General features: G+C 72.0%; 16 protein-coding genes and 1 pseudogene. 13 read left to right on the top strand and 4 right to left on the bottom strand.

Translation table 11 applies throughout. The features are described 5' to 3' along the window. The 6 genes from SSP29_RS06115 to tsaE all read left to right on the top strand — a co-directional run bounded on the left by SSP29_RS06115 (window position 1) and on the right by tsaE (window position 6153). Entirely contained in the window at window positions 1–372 is a 372-nt protein-coding gene (locus SSP29_RS06115; RefSeq protein WP_089099408.1) for a holo-ACP synthase, read from the top strand. A 55-nt stretch (window positions 373–427) separates the two neighbouring features. Continuing rightward, entirely contained in the window at window positions 428–1879 is a 1452-nt protein-coding gene (locus tag SSP29_RS06110; RefSeq protein ID WP_174855922.1) for an NAD(P)H-hydrate dehydratase, read from the top strand. Window positions 1880–2165: 286 nt separating this feature from the next. Then, a complete protein-coding gene (locus SSP29_RS06105) occupies window positions 2166–3017 on the top strand; it encodes a L,D-transpeptidase family protein (RefSeq protein WP_245883017.1) in 852 nt (283 codons plus the stop codon). A 60-nt stretch (window positions 3018–3077) separates the two neighbouring features. Further along, window positions 3078–4283 carry an alanine racemase gene (alr, locus tag SSP29_RS06100; RefSeq protein WP_089099405.1) on the top strand — a complete coding sequence of 402 codons (1206 nt, stop codon included), beginning with the start codon at window positions 3078–3080 and terminating at the stop codon, window positions 4281–4283. Window positions 4284–4412: 129 nt separating this feature from the next. Further along, entirely contained in the window at window positions 4413–5675 is a 1263-nt protein-coding gene (locus tag SSP29_RS06095) for an alpha/beta fold hydrolase (RefSeq protein ID WP_089099404.1), read from the top strand. Further along, entirely contained in the window at window positions 5641–6153 is a 513-nt protein-coding gene (tsaE, locus tag SSP29_RS06090) for a tRNA (adenosine(37)-N6)-threonylcarbamoyltransferase complex ATPase subunit type 1 TsaE (RefSeq protein WP_089099403.1), read from the top strand. The genes SSP29_RS06095 and tsaE overlap by 35 nt, the downstream gene beginning before the upstream one ends. Window positions 6154–6702: 549 nt before the next feature. On the opposite strand, the gene SSP29_RS06085 is transcribed toward tsaE, so the two are convergent. Beyond that, on the bottom strand, window positions 6703–7266 hold the full coding sequence (locus tag SSP29_RS06085) for a hypothetical protein (RefSeq protein WP_089099402.1): 564 nt from the start codon (window positions 7264–7266) through the stop codon (window positions 6703–6705). A 136-nt stretch (window positions 7267–7402) separates the two neighbouring features. Between SSP29_RS06085 and tsaB the strand changes: the two genes are divergently transcribed. From tsaB to SSP29_RS06060, 5 genes are all read left to right on the top strand, one after another. Then, a complete protein-coding gene (gene tsaB, locus SSP29_RS06080; RefSeq protein WP_089099401.1) occupies window positions 7403–8059 on the top strand; it encodes a tRNA (adenosine(37)-N6)-threonylcarbamoyltransferase complex dimerization subunit type 1 TsaB in 657 nt (218 codons plus the stop codon). Window positions 8060–8076: 17 nt separating this feature from the next. Continuing rightward, window positions 8077–8622 (top strand): ribosomal protein S18-alanine N-acetyltransferase, encoded by a 546-nt coding sequence (gene rimI, locus SSP29_RS06075; protein WP_089099827.1) that lies wholly within the window; start codon window positions 8077–8079, stop codon window positions 8620–8622. Next, window positions 8615–9715, top strand: coding sequence for a tRNA (adenosine(37)-N6)-threonylcarbamoyltransferase complex transferase subunit TsaD (gene tsaD / locus SSP29_RS06070; RefSeq protein WP_089099400.1), 1101 nt, complete (start codon window positions 8615–8617; stop codon window positions 9713–9715). The genes rimI and tsaD overlap by 8 nt, the downstream gene beginning before the upstream one ends. Further along, window positions 9712–9975 (top strand): hypothetical protein, encoded by a 264-nt coding sequence (locus SSP29_RS06065; protein WP_089099399.1) that lies wholly within the window; start codon window positions 9712–9714, stop codon window positions 9973–9975. Before tsaD ends, SSP29_RS06065 begins: the two co-directional genes overlap by 4 nt. 437 nt (window positions 9976–10412) lie before the next feature. Then, complete coding sequence (locus SSP29_RS06060; RefSeq protein ID WP_089099398.1) at window positions 10413–11780, top strand: hypothetical protein; 1368 nt, start codon at window positions 10413–10415, stop codon at window positions 11778–11780. A 7-nt stretch (window positions 11781–11787) separates the two neighbouring features. On the opposite strand, the gene SSP29_RS06055 is transcribed toward SSP29_RS06060, so the two are convergent. Beyond that, window positions 11788–12447 (bottom strand): TetR/AcrR family transcriptional regulator, encoded by a 660-nt coding sequence (locus tag SSP29_RS06055; RefSeq protein ID WP_150133634.1) that lies wholly within the window; start codon window positions 12445–12447, stop codon window positions 11788–11790. Then, complete coding sequence (locus SSP29_RS06050; protein ID WP_089099397.1) at window positions 12444–13115, bottom strand: DUF998 domain-containing protein; 672 nt, start codon at window positions 13113–13115, stop codon at window positions 12444–12446. Before SSP29_RS06050 ends, SSP29_RS06055 begins: the two co-directional genes overlap by 4 nt. Before the next feature lie 117 nt (window positions 13116–13232). Here SSP29_RS06050 and SSP29_RS06045 point away from each other — a divergent pair. Both SSP29_RS06045 and SSP29_RS06040 read left to right on the top strand, forming a co-directional pair. Further along, window positions 13233–14066, top strand: a pseudogene (locus SSP29_RS06045) (helix-turn-helix domain-containing protein). Further along, a complete protein-coding gene (locus SSP29_RS06040) occupies window positions 14063–14308 on the top strand; it encodes a DUF397 domain-containing protein (RefSeq protein ID WP_089099396.1) in 246 nt (81 codons plus the stop codon). Before SSP29_RS06045 ends, SSP29_RS06040 begins: the two are co-directional and overlap by 4 nt. Before the next feature lie 3 nt (window positions 14309–14311). Here SSP29_RS06040 and SSP29_RS06035 read toward each other — a convergent pair whose 3' ends face one another. Further along, window positions 14312–16615, bottom strand: coding sequence for a beta-xylosidase/alpha-l-arabinosidase (locus tag SSP29_RS06035; RefSeq protein ID WP_089099395.1), 2304 nt, complete (start codon window positions 16613–16615; stop codon window positions 14312–14314). Window positions 16616–16730 lie beyond the last annotated feature (115 nt).

Here is a 16730-nt window from a genome sequence, read left to right as displayed (position 1 = left end):
GTGAGCATCATCGGAGTGGGTATCGACGTCGCCGAGATCGACCGGTTCCGGGAGTCGCTGGAGCGGACCCCCGGGCTGGCCGGGCGGCTCTTCGTCGAGCGGGAGCTGTTCCTGCCGAGCGGGGAGCGGCGCGGTGTCGCCTCGCTGGCGGCGCGGTTCGCGGCCAAGGAGGCGTTGGCCAAGGCTTTGGGGGCGCCGCCCGGGCTGCTCTGGACGGACGCGGAGGTCGTCGTCGAGGACAACGGACGGCCGCGCCTGCAGGTGAAGGGGAGCGTGGCCGCCTGCGCGGCGGAACTCGGCGTGCGGTCGTGGCATGTGTCGCTCAGTCACGACGCCGGCGTGGCGTCGGCGGTGGTGATCGCGGAGGGGTGACACGGGCGGGGCGGGGCGGATGCGCGTCCCGCCGGTTCCGGGGGAGACTCGGGGCATGCGGACTGCTTACAGCGTGGAGACGGTACGGGCGGCCGAGCGGGAGTTGATGGCGCGGCTGCCGGAAGGGGCGCTGATGCAGCGGGCCGCCGCCGGGCTGGCCGCCGCCTGCGCCGACCTGCTCGGACGGGTGTACGGCAGCCGGGTGGTCCTGCTGGTCGGCAGCGGCGACAACGGCGGGGACGCGCTGTACGCCGGGGCGCGGCTGGCGCGGAGAGGCGCGGGGGTCGCGGCGGTGCTGCTCGCGCCGGAGCGCACGCACGCGGGCGGGCTGGTGGCGCTGCGCCGGGCCGGGGGGACCGTGGTACGGGACGGTGGCGCCGAGGAGTCGGTCCTGCGGGCCGATCTCGTCGTCGACGGGATCGTGGGGATCGGCGGGAAGGGCGGGCTGCGGCCCGACGCGGCGGGGCTGGTGGCGGTCGTGGAGCGGTCGCGGGCCGCCGTCGTCGCCGTGGACCTGCCGAGCGGGGTGGAGGCGGACACCGGCGAGGTGCGGGGGGCGGCCGTACGGGCCGACCTCACCGTGACGTTCGGGACGCACAAGCCGGGGCTGCTGATCGATCCGGCGCGGGAGTACGCCGGTTCGGTACGGCTGGTCGACATCGGTCTTGAACTGCCCGCCGAGGCCGAGCTGGAGGCGTTGCAGGACGTGGACGTGGCGCGGCTGCTGCCGGCGCCGTCGGCGGAGAGCGACAAGTACCGGCGGGGGGTGGTGGGCATCGTGGCCGGGTCGGCGCGGTATCCGGGGGCGGCCGTGCTGGCCGTCGCGGGGGCGTTGCGGGGCGGGGCCGGCGCCGTGCGGTACGTCGGGCCGGCCAAGGACGAGGTGCTGGCCCGCTTTCCCGAGACGCTGGTGTCGGACGGGGGGCCGCGCAAGGCCGGGCGGGTGCAGGCGTGGGTGGCAGGACCGGGGGTCGGGGACGACGCCGAGGCCGTCGCCGAGGCGCTGGCGGAGGAGGTGCCGGTGCTGGTCGACGCCGACGGGCTGCGGCTCGCCGACCGGGACGCGGTGCGCGGTCGTACGGCGCCGACGCTGATGACGCCGCACGCCGGGGAGGCGGCCGCCCTGTTGGGGGTACGACGGGACGAGGTCGAGGCCGGCCGGCTCGCGGCGGTGCGGGAGCTGGCGGCGGCCTATCGGGCCACCGTGCTGCTGAAGGGGTCGACGACGCTGGTGGCGGCGGACCGGGGAGGGGCGGCCGTTCGCGTGAACGCGACGGGGACGCCCTGGCTCGCCACCGCCGGGAGCGGGGACGTGCTGTCGGGGCTGGCGGGGTCGTTGCTGGCGTCAGGGCTTTCGGGGAGGGACGCGGGGAGTGTGGCGGCTTATCTGCACGGGCTCGCGGGGCGGTTCGCGGCGGAGGGGGCGCCGACGGTTGCGCACGCCGTGGCCGAGCAGGTGCCGGCGGCTTGGCGGGGAGTCTTCCCACCCGCCCACCCGACTCGGTAGGCCGGGCCCGCACCGGCACGGGGCTCCGCCCCGGACCCCGTAGGTCTGGGGTCCGGGTGCGGGTGGGTGGGGGCTGAGCGCGCCCACGCGGCGGCAGCCGCAAATCGATACAGCCCCGCGCCCCTTGCGGGGCGCTGCGCCCGCCCTGCATCCCCCGGGTGACCTCACCGCGCGGCACCCCTGGATCCCGGGCCCTGCGGGGTTGTCTGATCGCATGATCAGTGGACGAATCGTGTGCAAGCGGGGTGGTCTTGCGAGGGGTGCCGCAGGGACCCTCGTCGCCGCCGTGGCCGTTCTCTCGCTCGGCGCCGGAACGGGGGTCGCGGACACCGGCGCGCCCGAACCGACCGCCGCCGTCCCCGAGTCGGACCTGGTGCCGGGGGTCGCGCCCGGACCCTCGCAGCCCTGGCAGATCGACACCCCCGACCAGAGGCTGGCGCCCAAGGTGTACACGCCCAGCGCCAAGGAGGACGCCGTCGAGCCGAAGGCGGCGGCGCCGGGGACGTACGACCTCATCGAGTACGTGCCGCTCAGCGACGCCGTCTCCAAGGTGAGCTGCTCCAAGCTGACCGGGCCGTACCAGAAGCAGATCGAGCAGTGGCTGAAGCTGAAGGTGGACGGGAAGCAGTCCACCGCCGACTGCAAGGCCGTCCAGACGTTCCAGAAGCAGTACAAGATCCAGCCGGCGATCGGGTTCGCGGGGCCCGTGACCTGGTACCAGATGATGCTCCTCTCGGCGAAGAAGAACCCGAACGCCAAGAAGAGCTGCCCCGTGAAGTCGTACCGGGTCACCTGCGTCGATCTCAACCGGCAGGTCACCTGGGTGCAGAAGGGCAGCAAGGTGATCTACGGGCCCGTGCAGATGCGGAGCGGGCGGAAGGGGTACGCGACCCGGGCCGGGTGGCACGCCGTCTACTGGCGGCACAAGAACCACTGGTCGACCCTGTACAACTCGCCCATGCCGTACGCCCAGTTCTTCGACGGCGGACAGGCCTTCCACGCCGTCTACGGCTCCATCTACACCACCATCGGCTCCTGGGGCTGCGTGAACCTCAAGCTCGGCGACGCCAAGAAGCTGTGGAGCGTGCTGAAGAAGGGGGACAAGGTGTACGTGTGGGGTCACCGTACGGGCACCTGAGCCCTGTACCAGGGGCTGTGCCGGAGGGTTGTCGGAGGCCTCTGAGACACTGGGGGCGCGATGAGTGATACACCGACTGCGCAGACTGCACCGACGGCGCCCCTGCGCGCCCGCGCCGAGATCGATCTGGCCGCCCTGCGGGCCAACGCGCGGACCCTGCGTGCCCTCGCGCCGGACGCGGCCCTGATGGCCGTGGTGAAGTCCGACGCATACGGCCACGGGGCCGTCCGGTGTGCCCGCGCCGCCGTCGAGGCGGGCGCGAGCTGGCTCGGTACGGCCACCCCGGAGGAGGCCCTGGCGCTGCGCGCGGACCCCGGGCTGCCGGCGGACGTGCGGATCATGTGCTGGCTGTGGACGCCGGGCGGCCCGTGGCGGGAGGCGATCGAGGCCGGTCTCGACGTGTCGGTGAGCGGGATGTGGGCCCTGCGGGAGGTGACCGAGGCGGCCGGGGAAGCCGGTCGCCCCGCGCGCGTGCAGCTCAAGGCCGACACCGGGCTCGGGCGCAACGGCTGTCAGCCCGCCGACTGGCCCGAGCTGGTCCGCGAGGCGCTGCGCGCCGAGGCGGCGGGGCTGGTCCGGATCACCGGACTGTGGTCGCACTTCGCCTGCGCCGACGAGCCCGGCCATCCCTCCGTCGCCGCCCAGCTCACCCTCTTCCGCGAGCTGCTCGGGTACGCCGAGGAGCAGGGCGTGCGCCCCGAGGTGCGGCACATCGCCAACTCGCCGGCCACCCTCACCCTCCCCGAGGCCCACTTCGACCTGGTCCGTACGGGCATCGCGCTCTACGGCCTCTCGCCCAGCCCCGAGCTGGGCAGCGCGGCCGACTTCGGCCTGCGCCCCGTGATGACGCTGTCCGCCTCCCTCGCCCTGGTGAAGCACGTACCGGGCGGGCACGGGGTCAGCTATGGACACCACTACGTCACGCCCGGCGAGACCACCCTCGGACTCGTCCCCGTCGGCTACGCGGACGGCATCCCGCGCCACGCCTCCGGCAGCGGGCCCGTGCTGGTCGGCGGCAAGTGGCGGACGGCCGCCGGGCGCATCGCCATGGACCAGTTCGTCGTGGACCTCGGCGGCGACGAGCCCGAAGTCGGAGCGGAGGCCGTGCTGTTCGGTCCGGGCGACCGGGGCGAGCCCACCGCCGAGGACTGGGCCCAGGCCGCGGGCACGATCGCATACGAAATCGTCACCCGCATCGGAACCCGGGTTCCCCGCGTCTATGTGAACGAGGAACCGAGTGGGCAAGAACCAGGGGACGGCGCCTGACCCTCGGGGTTCGACGGCGGCACAACCCGGTTACACCTGTAACAGCAGTGACACCTGCAACAGCCATCTCGTCAGCATCACCCGTGTCACCGAAGCAGCGAACTGCAGTACGGCGAAGAGGAGCGGTACGTGAGCGAGAGCAGTGCGGAGGCCGTAGCGGACGCCGCCGCGGCGGCCGTCGTCGCCTCGGCCACGGGGGCGGCCTCCGGCAGCTGGCGCAAGGTGACGGGCGTCGCCGGAGCCGCCATAGGAGTGCTCGCCGCCGGCGCGGCCGCCGGGGTCGCCGTGGAGCGGATGACCGTAGGCCGCGGGATGCGCCGCAAGGCCCGCCTCGCACTGGACTCGGCGGGCCCCTACGGCACCCTGCGCGGCACGCCCGGCAAGGCGTACGCCGACGACGGCACCGAGCTGTACTACGAGGTCGACGAGGTGGAACCCGACCTCGGCCCCGCCGTCTCGCCGCGCCGCCGCCGGCTCTTCGGCCGCAAGGCGCCCGCGCCCGTGACCGTCGTCTTCAGCCACGGCTACTGCCTCAACCAGGACTCCTGGCACTTCCAGCGGGCGGCCCTGCGCGGGGTCGTCCGCACCGTGCACTGGGACCAGCGCAGCCACGGCCGCTCCGGGCGGGGCGTCGCCCAGCACGAGGACGGGGTGGAGCTCACCATCGACCAGCTGGGCCGGGACCTGAAGGCCGTCCTGGACGCGGCCGTGCCGGAGGGGCCGATCGTGCTGGTCGGGCACTCCATGGGCGGCATGACCGTGATGGCGCTGGCCGCGCAGTATCCCGAGCTGATCCGGGACCGGGTGGTCGCCACCGCCTTCGTCGGTACGTCGTCCGGGCGGCTCGGCGAGGTCAACTTCGGGCTGCCGGTCGCCGGCGTCAACGTGGTGCGCCGGGTGCTCCCCGGGGTGCTGAAGGCGCTGGGTACACAGGCCGCGCTGGTGGAGAAGGGGCGGCGGGTCACCGCCGATCTCTTCGCCGGGATCATCAAGCGGTACTCGTTCGCGTCCAAGGACGTCGACCCGGCCGTGGAGCGGTTCGCGGAGCGGATGATCGAGTCGACGCCGATCGACGTGGTCGCCGAGTTCTATCCGGCCTTCGTCGACCACGACAAGACGGCCGCGCTCGCCTACTTCCAGGATCTGCCGGTACTGGTGCTGGCCGGGGTGCAGGACCTCGTCACGCCCAGCGAGCACAGCGAGGTCATCGCCGACCTGCTGCCCGACGCCGAACTGGTGCTCGTCCCGGACGCCGGGCACCTCGTCATGCTGGAGCACCCGGAAGTGGTCACCGACCGCCTCGCCGACCTGCTCACCCGCGCGGGTGCCGTGCCGGCAGGGGCTACGGTAAGTGGCTATGGAAGCACCAGCAGCACGGCACAGCCAGGCTGAGACCGAGTTGATCGTGACCTCCCCCGAGCAGATGGGGGAGCTGGGCCGCCGCCTGGCGAAGTTGCTGCGCGCCGGTGACCTCGTGTTGCTCAGCGGGGAGCTCGGCGCCGGCAAGACGACGCTGACGCGGGGACTGGGCGAGGGGCTCGGTGTGCGCGGGGCCGTCACGTCGCCGACGTTCGTCATCGCCCGTGTGCATCCGTCCCTGGGGGGCGGGCCGCCGCTCGTCCACGTCGACGCGTACCGCCTGGGCGGCGGGCTGGACGAGATGGAGGACCTGGACCTCGACGTCTCGCTGCCCGAGTCCGTGATCGTCGTGGAGTGGGGCGAGGGCAAGGTCGAGGAGCTGACCGACGACCGGCTCGTGGTCCGGATCCACCGGGCGGTCGGGGACACCACGGACGAGGTACGGCACGTGACCCTGGCGGGGCTGGGGGCGCGGTGGGGCGCGGTGGACCTCGGGGTGGTGTCGGCCTGAGGGCCGTGTGAACGTTCCGACAAGGCGTCGGCAAGATATTGCGCCGGACGTATCGGGCGTGGTCACATGGTATCCAGTCCGTAGTTAGGTGTACCTAACTACGTCCGCCCCCGCACTTCAGGAGGCGCCAGTGTCCGTGTCCCAGTCCGAGGAGCGGCGACCGGTCGCGGTCGCCGGGGTTCCCGGGGTCTCCATGCGTGAGCTTCTGGCGTCCTGCGCGTGCGCTGACGCGGTGTCTCGGCCGCCGAGAGCGCCGGAGCTGCCGGTGAAGCCGGTTGAACAGGACCGTAAGGCTGCGTAGGCGGGGCCCTCGAAGCCCGCTGCGGCTCGGCAGCGCCCCGTAAGGGGCGCGGGGAACTGCGCGACCAGCCACGACGGCGCGGCAGTCGGCAGATCGCAGCGCTTCCCGCGGAGCGCTTGGGCCGGTTCGGCCGGTGGGTCCGTGCGAGTCGGTGGGGGCTGGTCGCGCCCACGCGGCGGTAGCCGCATATCAAACACAGCCCCGCGCCCCTGACGGGGCGCTTCCCTCGCGGCGTTTTCAAGATCCGCTCAGCGGATCACGATCACCTTTACGCCGATCGTCGCGAAGTTCCACATCGCGTTGCCGTCCGGGCGGGTTTCGCGGATGCCGCCCGTTTTCACCGTGGGGTCGGGGGGCGCGGCGGCGCGTTGTGCGGTGACCGCGCTGAAGCCGATGGCCGAGCCGTCCTTCGTGGTGGTGAAGCGGACCACGTGTTCGATGGGGAGGCCGTCCGTGCCCGTGATCGCCTTGGAGCGGGACGTCACCCAGTAGGCGCCCGTGGCCGGGTCGACGGTGCCGGGGTTCACCTTGAAGGTGCGCTCGACGCGGCCCCGCTCGTTGACGAGCCAGACCCGGTCGTCGTCCACCGAGTACACCACCCGTTCACCCGTGCCGGAACTGTTCGGCAGGGCCCTGGGGTGGCGGTGGTCCCGGGGTGCCTTGGTGGCCGGCGCTCCGGGCGCGGGGCTCGCCGCCGACCTGCCGCCGAGGCCGGGCGGGACGGTGGCCGAGGCCTGGTAGGCGAGGAAACCGACCACCCCGACGGCCGCAGCGGTGAGGCCGGCCACGACTCCCGAGCTGGTCCCTGCCACGTGCGCCACCTCTGCCTGCCGTAGAGCCTCACGTAGAGCCTCGCCGTATATGTCGTACTTCGTACAGACCGTAGCAGCCAGTGACCGTCGGTCCCCGGCGGCCGTGCTCGCGGCGCCGGAGCCGTAGGCTGTTCGCGTGCTCTTGCTCGCTCTGGATACCGCCACCCCCGCCGTCACCGTCGCCCTGCACGACGGTGCGGCCGTCATCGCCTCGTCGAGCCAGGTGGACGCGCGCCGGCACGGCGAGCTGCTGCTGCCGGCCGTCGACCGCGTCCTCGCCGAGGCAGGGGTCAAGCTGGACGCCGTCACCGGGATCGTCACAGGCATCGGTCCCGGCCCCTACACCGGCCTGCGGGTCGGTCTGATGACCGCGGACACCTTCGGGCTCGCGCTCGGCGTGCCCGTCCACGGCCTGTGCACGCTCGACGGGCTCGCCTACGCGGCCGACATCGAGAAGGGCCCGTTCGTCGTCGCGACCGACGCCCGCCGCAAAGAGGTCTACTGGGCGGTGTACGAGGACTCACGCACCCGGCGCACGGATCCCGCCGTCGACCGGCCCGCCGACATCGCCGAGCAGGTGGCCGGGCTGCCCGCCGTCGGCGCCGGGGCGCTCCTCTACCCCGACACCTTCCCGGTCGCGCACGAGCCCGAGCACGTCTCCGCCGCGGCCCTGGCGTCGCTCGCCGCCGAGAAGCTGGCCGCCGGGGAGGAACTGCCCGAGCCCCGGCCGCTGTATCTGCGCCGGCCGGACGCCCAGGTGCCCAAGAACTACAAGGTGGTCACGCCCAAGTGACCGCACAGCTGCGCGAGATGCGCTGGTGGGACATCGACCCGGTCCTGGAGCTGGAGAAGGACCTGTTCCCCGAGGACGCCTGGTCGCGGGGGATGTTCTGGTCCGAACTGGCGCATGCCAGGGGCCCCGAGGCGACCCGGCGGTACGTGGTGGCCCTGGAGGACGACCGGGTCGTCGGGTACGGGGGGCTCGCCGCCCAGGGCGGCACCGCCTCCGACACCGGCACCGCCTCCGACACCGGCACCGCCGCGGTGGGCGACATCCAGACCATCGCCGTACGCCGTGACCAGTGGGGCACCGGGCTCGGTGGGGAGCTGCTCACCGAGCTGCTGCGGGCCGCGACCGCCTTCGAGTGCGCCGAGGTCCTGCTCGAATGCCGGGTCGACAACATCCGCGCCCAGAAGCTCTACGAGCGGTTCGGCTTCGAGCCCATCGGGTTCAGACGCGGCTACTACCAGCCGGGGAACGTGGACGCCCTGGTGATGCGCCTGACGACCGGGCAGCCCGGCAGTGGCTCCGCCACCGGGCCCACCGACGAAGAAGGAACCGAGACCAATGGCTGACGAACCCCTGGTGCTGGGGATCGAGACCTCCTGCGACGAGACCGGCGTCGGCATCGTCCGGGGTACCACCCTGCTCGCCGACGCCGTCGCCTCCTCCGTCGACGAGCACGCCCGCTTCGGCGGGGTCGTCCCCGAGGTGGCGTCCAGGGCGCATCTGGAGGCGATGGTCCCGACCATCGAGCGGGCCCTGAAGGACGCCGGGGTGAGCGCCAGGGACCTCGACGGCATCGCGGTCACGGCCGGCCCCGGCCTGGCCGGCGCGCTGCTGGTCGGCGTCTCGGCGGCGAAGGCGTACGCGTACGCGCTCGGCAAGCCGCTCTACGGCGTCAACCACCTCGCCGCCCACATCTGCGTCGACCAGCTGGAACACGGTCCGCTGCCCGAGCCGACGATGGCGCTGCTGGTCTCCGGCGGCCACTCCTCCCTCCTCCTCTCCTCGGACATCACCTCCGACGTACGACCGCTCGGCGCGACCATCGACGACGCGGCCGGCGAGGCCTTCGACAAGATCGCGCGCGTGCTGAACCTGGGCTTCCCGGGCGGCCCGGTCATCGACCGGTACGCGAAGGAGGGCGACCCCTCGGCGATCGCCTTCCCGCGCGGCCTCACCGGCCCGCGCGACCCCGCCTACGACTTCTCCTTCTCCGGTCTCAAGACGGCGGTGGCCCGCTGGATCGAGGCCAAGCGGGCGGCCGGCGAGGAGGTCCCGGTCCGCGACGTGTCCGCTTCCTTCCAGGAGGCGGTCGTGGACGTCCTGACCCGCAAGGCCGTCCGGGCCTGCCGTGACGAGGGCGTCGACCACCTGATGATCGGCGGCGGCGTCGCCGCCAACTCCCGGCTGCGCGCCCTTGCGCAGGAGCGCTGCGAGGCGGCCGGCATCCAGCTCCGGGTGCCGCGCATGAAGTTGTGCACGGACAACGGCGCGATGGTGGCCGCGCTCGGCGCGGAGATGGTCGCGCGCAACCGGACCCCGTCCGGCTGGGACCTCTCGGCGGACAGCTCCCTGCCGGTGACCGACCCGCACGTCCCCGGCAACCACGACCATGACCACGACCATGTGCACGAGGTCAGCAAGGAGAACCTCTACTCGTGACGGTCGCGCTGATGTGGGAGGCGCGGGCGGCGGAGGACCGGGGCGCGGAACTGGTCGCGTGGGCGCGCGACCAGAAGCTCCCCGAGGCCCCGTTGCGCCGGGAGACCTTCCGGGCACCGCAGGACCGGGTGCTGGTCATCACGTGGTGGGAGGCGTCGTACGACGACTCGGACATCCCCGAACTCCCCGATCCGCCCGGTGACTTGGCCACCCGGCCGGTACACCGCTGGCGGTTCGAGTCGGTGGGCGACACCCCCTAGAGGGCAGCGGCGAGTTCTCGGACGGCTGTCACGCGGGCAGCGCCAAAAGGCTGAGCCGCACCCGACACGACGTCGGTCACCCGAGCGCCGGACGGGCGAGATGGATAACTGGATTTCCACACAACCAGTGAGCCGCCCGCCCTCGCAGTGTGGCTTCGCGACTTGGCCTAACGGGTCGGCTCACCGACCCGTTAGGAGGGTAGATGCACGTACCCCGCGCCTTGCGTCCGATCGTTGCCGTCGCCTCGGTGGGAGCGGCTCTGATGGCCTCCCCGGCGTGGTCCGCCACGCCGGCCGCCGGCACCGTACCCAAGCCCACCGTCCATACGGGGGCCACTCGGTCCCCTGACTCCGGCCCCGCGGTGCACCATGACACCTCGCCACCGCTGCGAGAGCTGTGGCAGAGATCCAGGACGTTTCGGTCCACCCCTCAGGTCGTGCCCCGCGGAAAGGCGTCGCGCCCGCCCCTCGCCAAGGCCGGCGGCCGGGACCGGATCCGGCTGGGCGTCAATTTCGAGGGCATCCGGGAAGGTGGCGGCACCCCACCCGACCCCAACGCCTCGGTGGGCTCCCGCCAGCTCGTGGAGATCACCAACTTCGAACTCGCGGTGTACTCCAAGTCCGGTGCCACGCTGCTGGGACCGCTCACGACCCAGACCCTGTTCAAAGGGTTCGGCGGACCGTGCGAGAACGCTTCGACCGAGGCCCTCGGGGACCCCGAAGTCCGCTGGGACTCCTTGGCCCACCGCTGGATCATCAACCAGTTCGCCAGCGACGTGGCGACCAACACGAACCGGCTGTGCGTGGCCGTGTCCCGCACCGAGGATGCGACCGGCCAGTACTACCGCTACGCCTTCGGGTACCGGAACCTCCCCGACCATCCGAAGTTCGCGGTGTGGCCGGACGCCTACTACGTGAACGCCACCGCGGCCGGTTCGCTCTTCGAGTCGTGCGCCTGGGACCGGAAGAGGATGCTGCGCGGAGCCGACGCCGACCAGCAGTGCTTCAACGTCCCGGCATCGACCATCCCGATCGGCTCGGACCTCGACGGCACGACCCCGCCCCCGCGGGGCGAGCCCAACCTGCTGATCAACCTCGGCCCCACGCACGACAGCCTGCAGTACTGGCGGTTCCACGTGGACTGGAAGAACCAGAACCGCACCACCCTCGCGGGACCGTACCGACTGCGGGTGGCCCCCTACACCCCGGCCTGCGCGAGCACCGATCCCACCCAGTGCGTCCCGCAGGCCGGCACCACCCAGAAACTGGACTCGCTCTCCTACTCGCCGATGTACCGGTTCGCGTACCGCAACTTCGGCGACCACGAGTCCCTGGTCGTCAACCACGCGGTCGACGCCCGCGGCGGCGTCGGCGTGCGCTGGTACGAACTGGGGCTGCGCAACGGCCGGCCGGTCGTCCGCCAGCAGAACACCTACGCCCCGGACTCCACCTACCGGTGGATGGGCTCCGCGGCCATGAACAGGAACGGCGACATCGCCCTCGGATACTCGCAGTCGTCCTCCCGGACGCATCCCTCGATCCGCATCACCGGACGTCTGGCGAACGACCCGCCGAACCTGATGACGTTCCGCGAAACCACCGTGTGGACCGGCGCGGGCTCCCAGACCGGGAGCAACCGCTGGGGCGACTACACCTCCATGGCGATCGACCCGGTGGACGACTGTACGTTCTGGTACACCAACCAGTACCAACCGGCCGACGGCACCGGAAACTGGAACACCAGGATCGCTTCCTTCCGGCTCTCCGACTGCCACGCACACAGCCGTCTGCACGGCCACGGGTGACAACCCCCTAGTCGGCCGGGAGCCGGGCCGAAGGACTGGGCCAGGTCAGGCGGATCTGGGCGTCGGTCATCGCGGACGTCCGGGCCGTCGGGGCCTGTTCCAGGCCGAAGCCGACCATCAGGACCTCGGCGTAGCGGCGCCAGGCGTCGGGGGCGATGTCGTGGGTGCGGTCGACGACGGCGCCGACCATGTACAGGTAGGCGTACACATCGGCGCTGGCGAAGTCCTCGCGCACTGCACCCGCGGCCACGGCCCGCTCCACCAGGCCGTCCACATGACGCCCGAGTTCGTCGCGCATCCCGGCGAGCGGGCGGGCGTCGAGGTCGGCATGGGCGAGGATGACGTCCAGCGCCCGGTCCCCGGCCCGCCACTGCGCCGCCTCCAGCAGGTAGTGGCGCAGCGCCTGACCGGGGTCCGCGTGCTCCTCGGCCGCCGCCGCGAGCGCGAGGAACGTGGTGAACCGCTCCGTGAACAGCGTGTCGACCAGTGCCTGGAGGTCGGGAAAGCGGCGGTACACGGTGCCGACCCCGACGCCCGCCTCGCGTGCGATCTCGTTGAGGGTGGCGACGGCCCCCCGCTCCGCGAACAGCCGGTCGGCGGTGTCCATGATGAGCCGACGGTTTCGTTCCGCGTCCGCGCGCAGCGGGCGTTGCTTGTCCGGGGTCACACCGGGACATTCTCCAGCACGGCCGGGCGGGGCAGGCGCCCGGCCAGGAGCAGGGTGCCGGTCACGGCGCTCCACAGCAGCCAGGAGTAGATCCCGCCGCGTTCGAACGCTCCGGCCGTACCGGTCGAGATGGCCACGCCCAGCTCGCTCAGCAGGCCCAGCACGCCGACCGTCACGCTGAAGACGCGGTACGGCCGCGCCAGGCCGAGGCTCCGCAGGCGTCCCGCCACGATCACCACCGTGTTGGCGCACAGGATGCCGGCAATGGCCGCGCCTACATGGATGACCAGGTTGTACTTCGGCCCCTCCGCGGAGCCGTGGAAGATGCCGACGAGCACGAAGGCCACTCCGTGGGTGACGCCGAGGACGGTCACGACGCGCCGCGCACGCCCCTCGATCAGGCTGGCCAGCAGGACGACCCCGGCCGCGAACAGGATCCCCTGGAGCGCGAACGACGCGTCCATCAGCGTGTGCGCGGGTGAGCAGATCTCCCGCCCCTGGAACCGCGCACCGCAGTCGGGCACGCCGAGGTCGCTTATGTAGTTCCGGGCGTAGCTGTAGGGCGGATCGTTCCAGGCGGCGGCGGTGACGGCTTCTGCGATCACCCATTGCAGGGCGTTCACCACCAGGATGACGGCGCCCAATGACAGCCGGCGACTGCGTGACATGGGGACTCCTCAGGGTTCGGACCACGTCGGCGGGCACCACCGTAACACTAAGCGGATAAATTTATCCGCTTGCGTGATGTGGCTGCGGGCCGCCTCGACGTCGGTCACTCTGAGTGCATGACTGGTGGCGTTGAGGTAGGTAGCGAGCCCGAGTCGTCGGACAGCATGAAGACGTTCGGGGCGTTCGTGCAGGGGCTGCGGGAGCATGCGGGGCTTAGCCGGGAGGAGTTCGGGGCGAGGGTGCACCTGTCCAAGCACACGGTCGCTTCGATTGAGTTGGGGCGAAGGTTGGCGGACTAGGGGTTTGTGGATGCGGCGGAGGGGGTGCTCGGGAACACCGGTGCGTTGCGGAAAGCGTTTGGGCGGGTGGCACGGCAACCCGGGTTCGCAGCGTGGTTCCGGAAGTGGGCGGATCTGGAGCGGCAGGCGATCAGCTTCGATACGTATGAGTGCAGGCTGGTGCCCGGACTGCTCCAACCCGAGCTTTACGTCCGTGCGGTGTACGAGAACGCGCTTCCGCCGCCTACTGATGGGGAGGTGGAGGCACAGGTGGCTCGCCGTATGGAGCGTCAGCAACTTTTGCAGGGTCGGCCGAATACGGCGTTCAGCTTCATCATCGAAGAGAGCGTTCTGCTTAGGGAGCTGGGTGGTCCCGAGGTGACGCGCTCCGTGCTAGACCAGATGTTGGAGTACGCAGACCTGCGGAACGTGGATCTGCAGATCATGCCGCTGCAACGCAAGCAACACGCCAGCCTGGCAGGCCCGTTGCAGATTGTGGAGACGGCTGAGGGGCGCCGATTTGCCTATGTGGAGGGGCACATGAGCGGCTGGCTGATCACCGAGCCGAAGGACGTGACTGCCCTCCACCAGCGCTATGCGAGACTGCGCTCGCCGGCCCTCACCCCCGAGGACTCCGCGAGCCTGCTGGAGCGACTGCGAGGAGACCTATGAGTACCCCCCGACTCGCCTGGTTCAAGTCCAGCTACAGCACGGATCAGGGCGACAGCTGCATAGAAGTCGCCCTGACCTGGCGTAAGTCCACCTACAGCAGCGCCCAAGGCGACAGCTGCATAGAAGTAGCCGCAGCCCCCACCACCATCCGCATCCGCGACTCCAAAGACCGCACCCGCCCCCACCTCGCCCTCACCCCCGCCGCCTGGGCCCCCTTCGTCGTGCACGTTGCCGCCGTCTGACGGTCAGTTCACGGTCGTCTCGCAGCGCAGCGCCCGGTCGGGGCCCAACCGGCGTACCGGGCCCGTCAGTTGGAGGCGGGTCACGGACCGTACCTCCGCGCTCGAAGCCGCCACCCGCAGCTCCAGGGCCCCCGGCTCCACCACCCGCGCCCCTTCCCGGTCCGTGAACGCTGACAGGTCCGCGTGGAAATGGAAGGTCAGCCTTTTCGACTCGCCCGGGGCCAGTGCCACGCGCTGGTAGCCGATCAGTCGGACGTCCGGGCGGGTCACCGACGCCACCGGGTCGTGCAGGTAGAGCTGTACGACCTCGGCACCCTCGCGGTCGCCGGTGTTGCGGACGGTGAGGGTCACGTCGTGGGAGCCGTCCGTGGGGAGTTCGGCCGATGAGGGCGATGCCGGCTCCCACGCGAAGCTCGTGTAGGAGCGGCCGTGCCCGAACGGGTACAGCGGGGTCGGGTCCAGGTTGCTGACCTCGCCCGCGAGGCCCAGCGGGGGCTGGAGATAGGTCCACGGCTGGCCCCCCGGCACGCGCGGCATGCTCACCGGCAGCCTTCCCGACGGGTTGACGCGGCCCGACAGCACTCCCGCCACCGCCGGGCCGCCCTCCTCCCCGGGGAAGAACGCCTGCACCACCGCGCCGAGCCGGCCGTGCCAGCGGCCCAGTGCGTACGGGCGGCCGGTGAGGAGGACGAGGACCACCGGGACGCCCGTCGCGAGCAGTGCGTCCAGCAGGCCGGCCTGGACGCCCGGCAGCTCCAGGTCCGTGACGTCGCAGCCCTCGCCCGACGTGCCCCGCCCGAAGAGGCCCGCCCGGTCGCCCAGTACCGCCACGCACACGTCCGCCTCGGAGGCGCGGGCCACCGCCTCCTCGAAGCCCGAGGTGTCGGGGTCCGAGACGTCGCAGCCCTCGGCGAACGTGACCTTCGCGTCCGGGAGTTCGGCGCGCAGGGAGTCGAGGACGGTCGGGATGGCGATGCCCAGGTCGACCTCGGGGTGGTGGGTCAGGACGTGGGACGGGAAGGAGTAGCAGCCGAGCATCGCCAGGGCGTCCGCGGCGCGCGGGCCCACCACCGCCATGCGGGTGTCGGGGGCGAGGGGGAGCGCGCCGTCCGGGTTGTCCAGGAGGACCACGGACTCCTCGGCCAGGCGGCGGGCCAGCGCGCGGTTCGCCGTCGAGTCGAGGTCGATCGGGCCTTCCCGCGCGGGCTCCGGGGTCCAGTCCTCGTCCAGCAGGCCCAGTTCGCACTTCTGGAGCAGGACCCGGCGGGCCGCGCGGTCGACGAGTGACTCCGGGATCGTGCCTTCCCTGACCGCCGCCACCAGTGGGCGGCCGTAGCACTTCAGCGTCGGCAGTTCGACGTCGATGCCGGCGGCCAGGGCGAGATGGGCCGCCTCCGCCTCCGTGCCGGCGACGCGGTGGAGTGTCTGGAGGAAGCCGATGCCGAAGTAGTCGGCGACGACCGTGCCGTCGAAGTCCCAGTCCGTGCGGAGGAGTTCGGTCAGCAGGCGGGGGTCGGCGGACGCGGGCACGCCGTCCGTCTCGTTGTACGCCGCCATCACCGAGCGGGCCCCGCCCTCCCGGAGCGCCATCTCGAACGGGGGCAGGGTGACGTCGGCGAACTCCCGTACCCCCGCCCGGACCGGGGCGAGGTTGCGGGCGCCGGTGGAGGAGGCGTAGCCGGCGAAGTGCTTGAGGGTGGCGATGACTCCCGCCGACTCCAGGCCCCGGACGTATGCGGCGCCGACCGTGCCGACCAGGTACGGGTCCTCTCCCATCGTCTCCTCGACCCGTCCCCAGCGCGGGTCGCGGACCACGTCCAGGACGGGGGCCAGGCCCTGGTGGACGCCGACCGAACGGAGGTCGTGGCCGATGTGCCGGCCCAGCTCCTCGACCAGCGGCGGATCGAAGGCGGCGCCCCAGGCGAGCGGAACCGGGTAGGCCGTTGCCTGCCAGGCCGTGAAGCCGGCCAGGCACTCCTCGTGGGCGATCGCCGGGATGCCGAAGCGGCCGGCCGCGGTGATCCGGCGCTGGGCGCGGGCCAGTGCTCGCGCGCCCAGCGCCGGGTCCACCGGGGCGGTGCCGAAGGAACGGGTCAGCTGGCCGAGGCCGAGAGTGATCAGCTCGTCCCAGTCGTAGTCCGCGGTCATCTCCCGCTGCAGCGGGGCGACTCCGTCGCCGTCCGTGGCGGCGCCCACCCACACCCCGTACAGCTGGGCGGTCTTCTCCTCCAGGGTCATCCGGGTGAGCAGGTCGTCGACGCGGGCGGCGGCGGGCAGTGCGGGGTCGCGCCAAGGAGCGGTGGTCATGAAACTCCCGTCTCTGCTCTCTGCGGGCTTCTCTGCTACGAACGCTGCTACGAATGTTTCGTACCACACACCGAATGTTCCGGGAACCTATGGCGTGCGAAGGTCTTCGTCAAGG

This window comes from Streptomyces hyaluromycini (assembly GCF_002217755.1).
Taxonomy (GTDB): Bacteria; Actinomycetota; Actinomycetes; order Streptomycetales; family Streptomycetaceae; genus Streptomyces; species Streptomyces hyaluromycini.
Note: the sequence above shows the minus strand (reverse complement) of the source record. Positions and strands in the feature narration are given on the sequence as shown.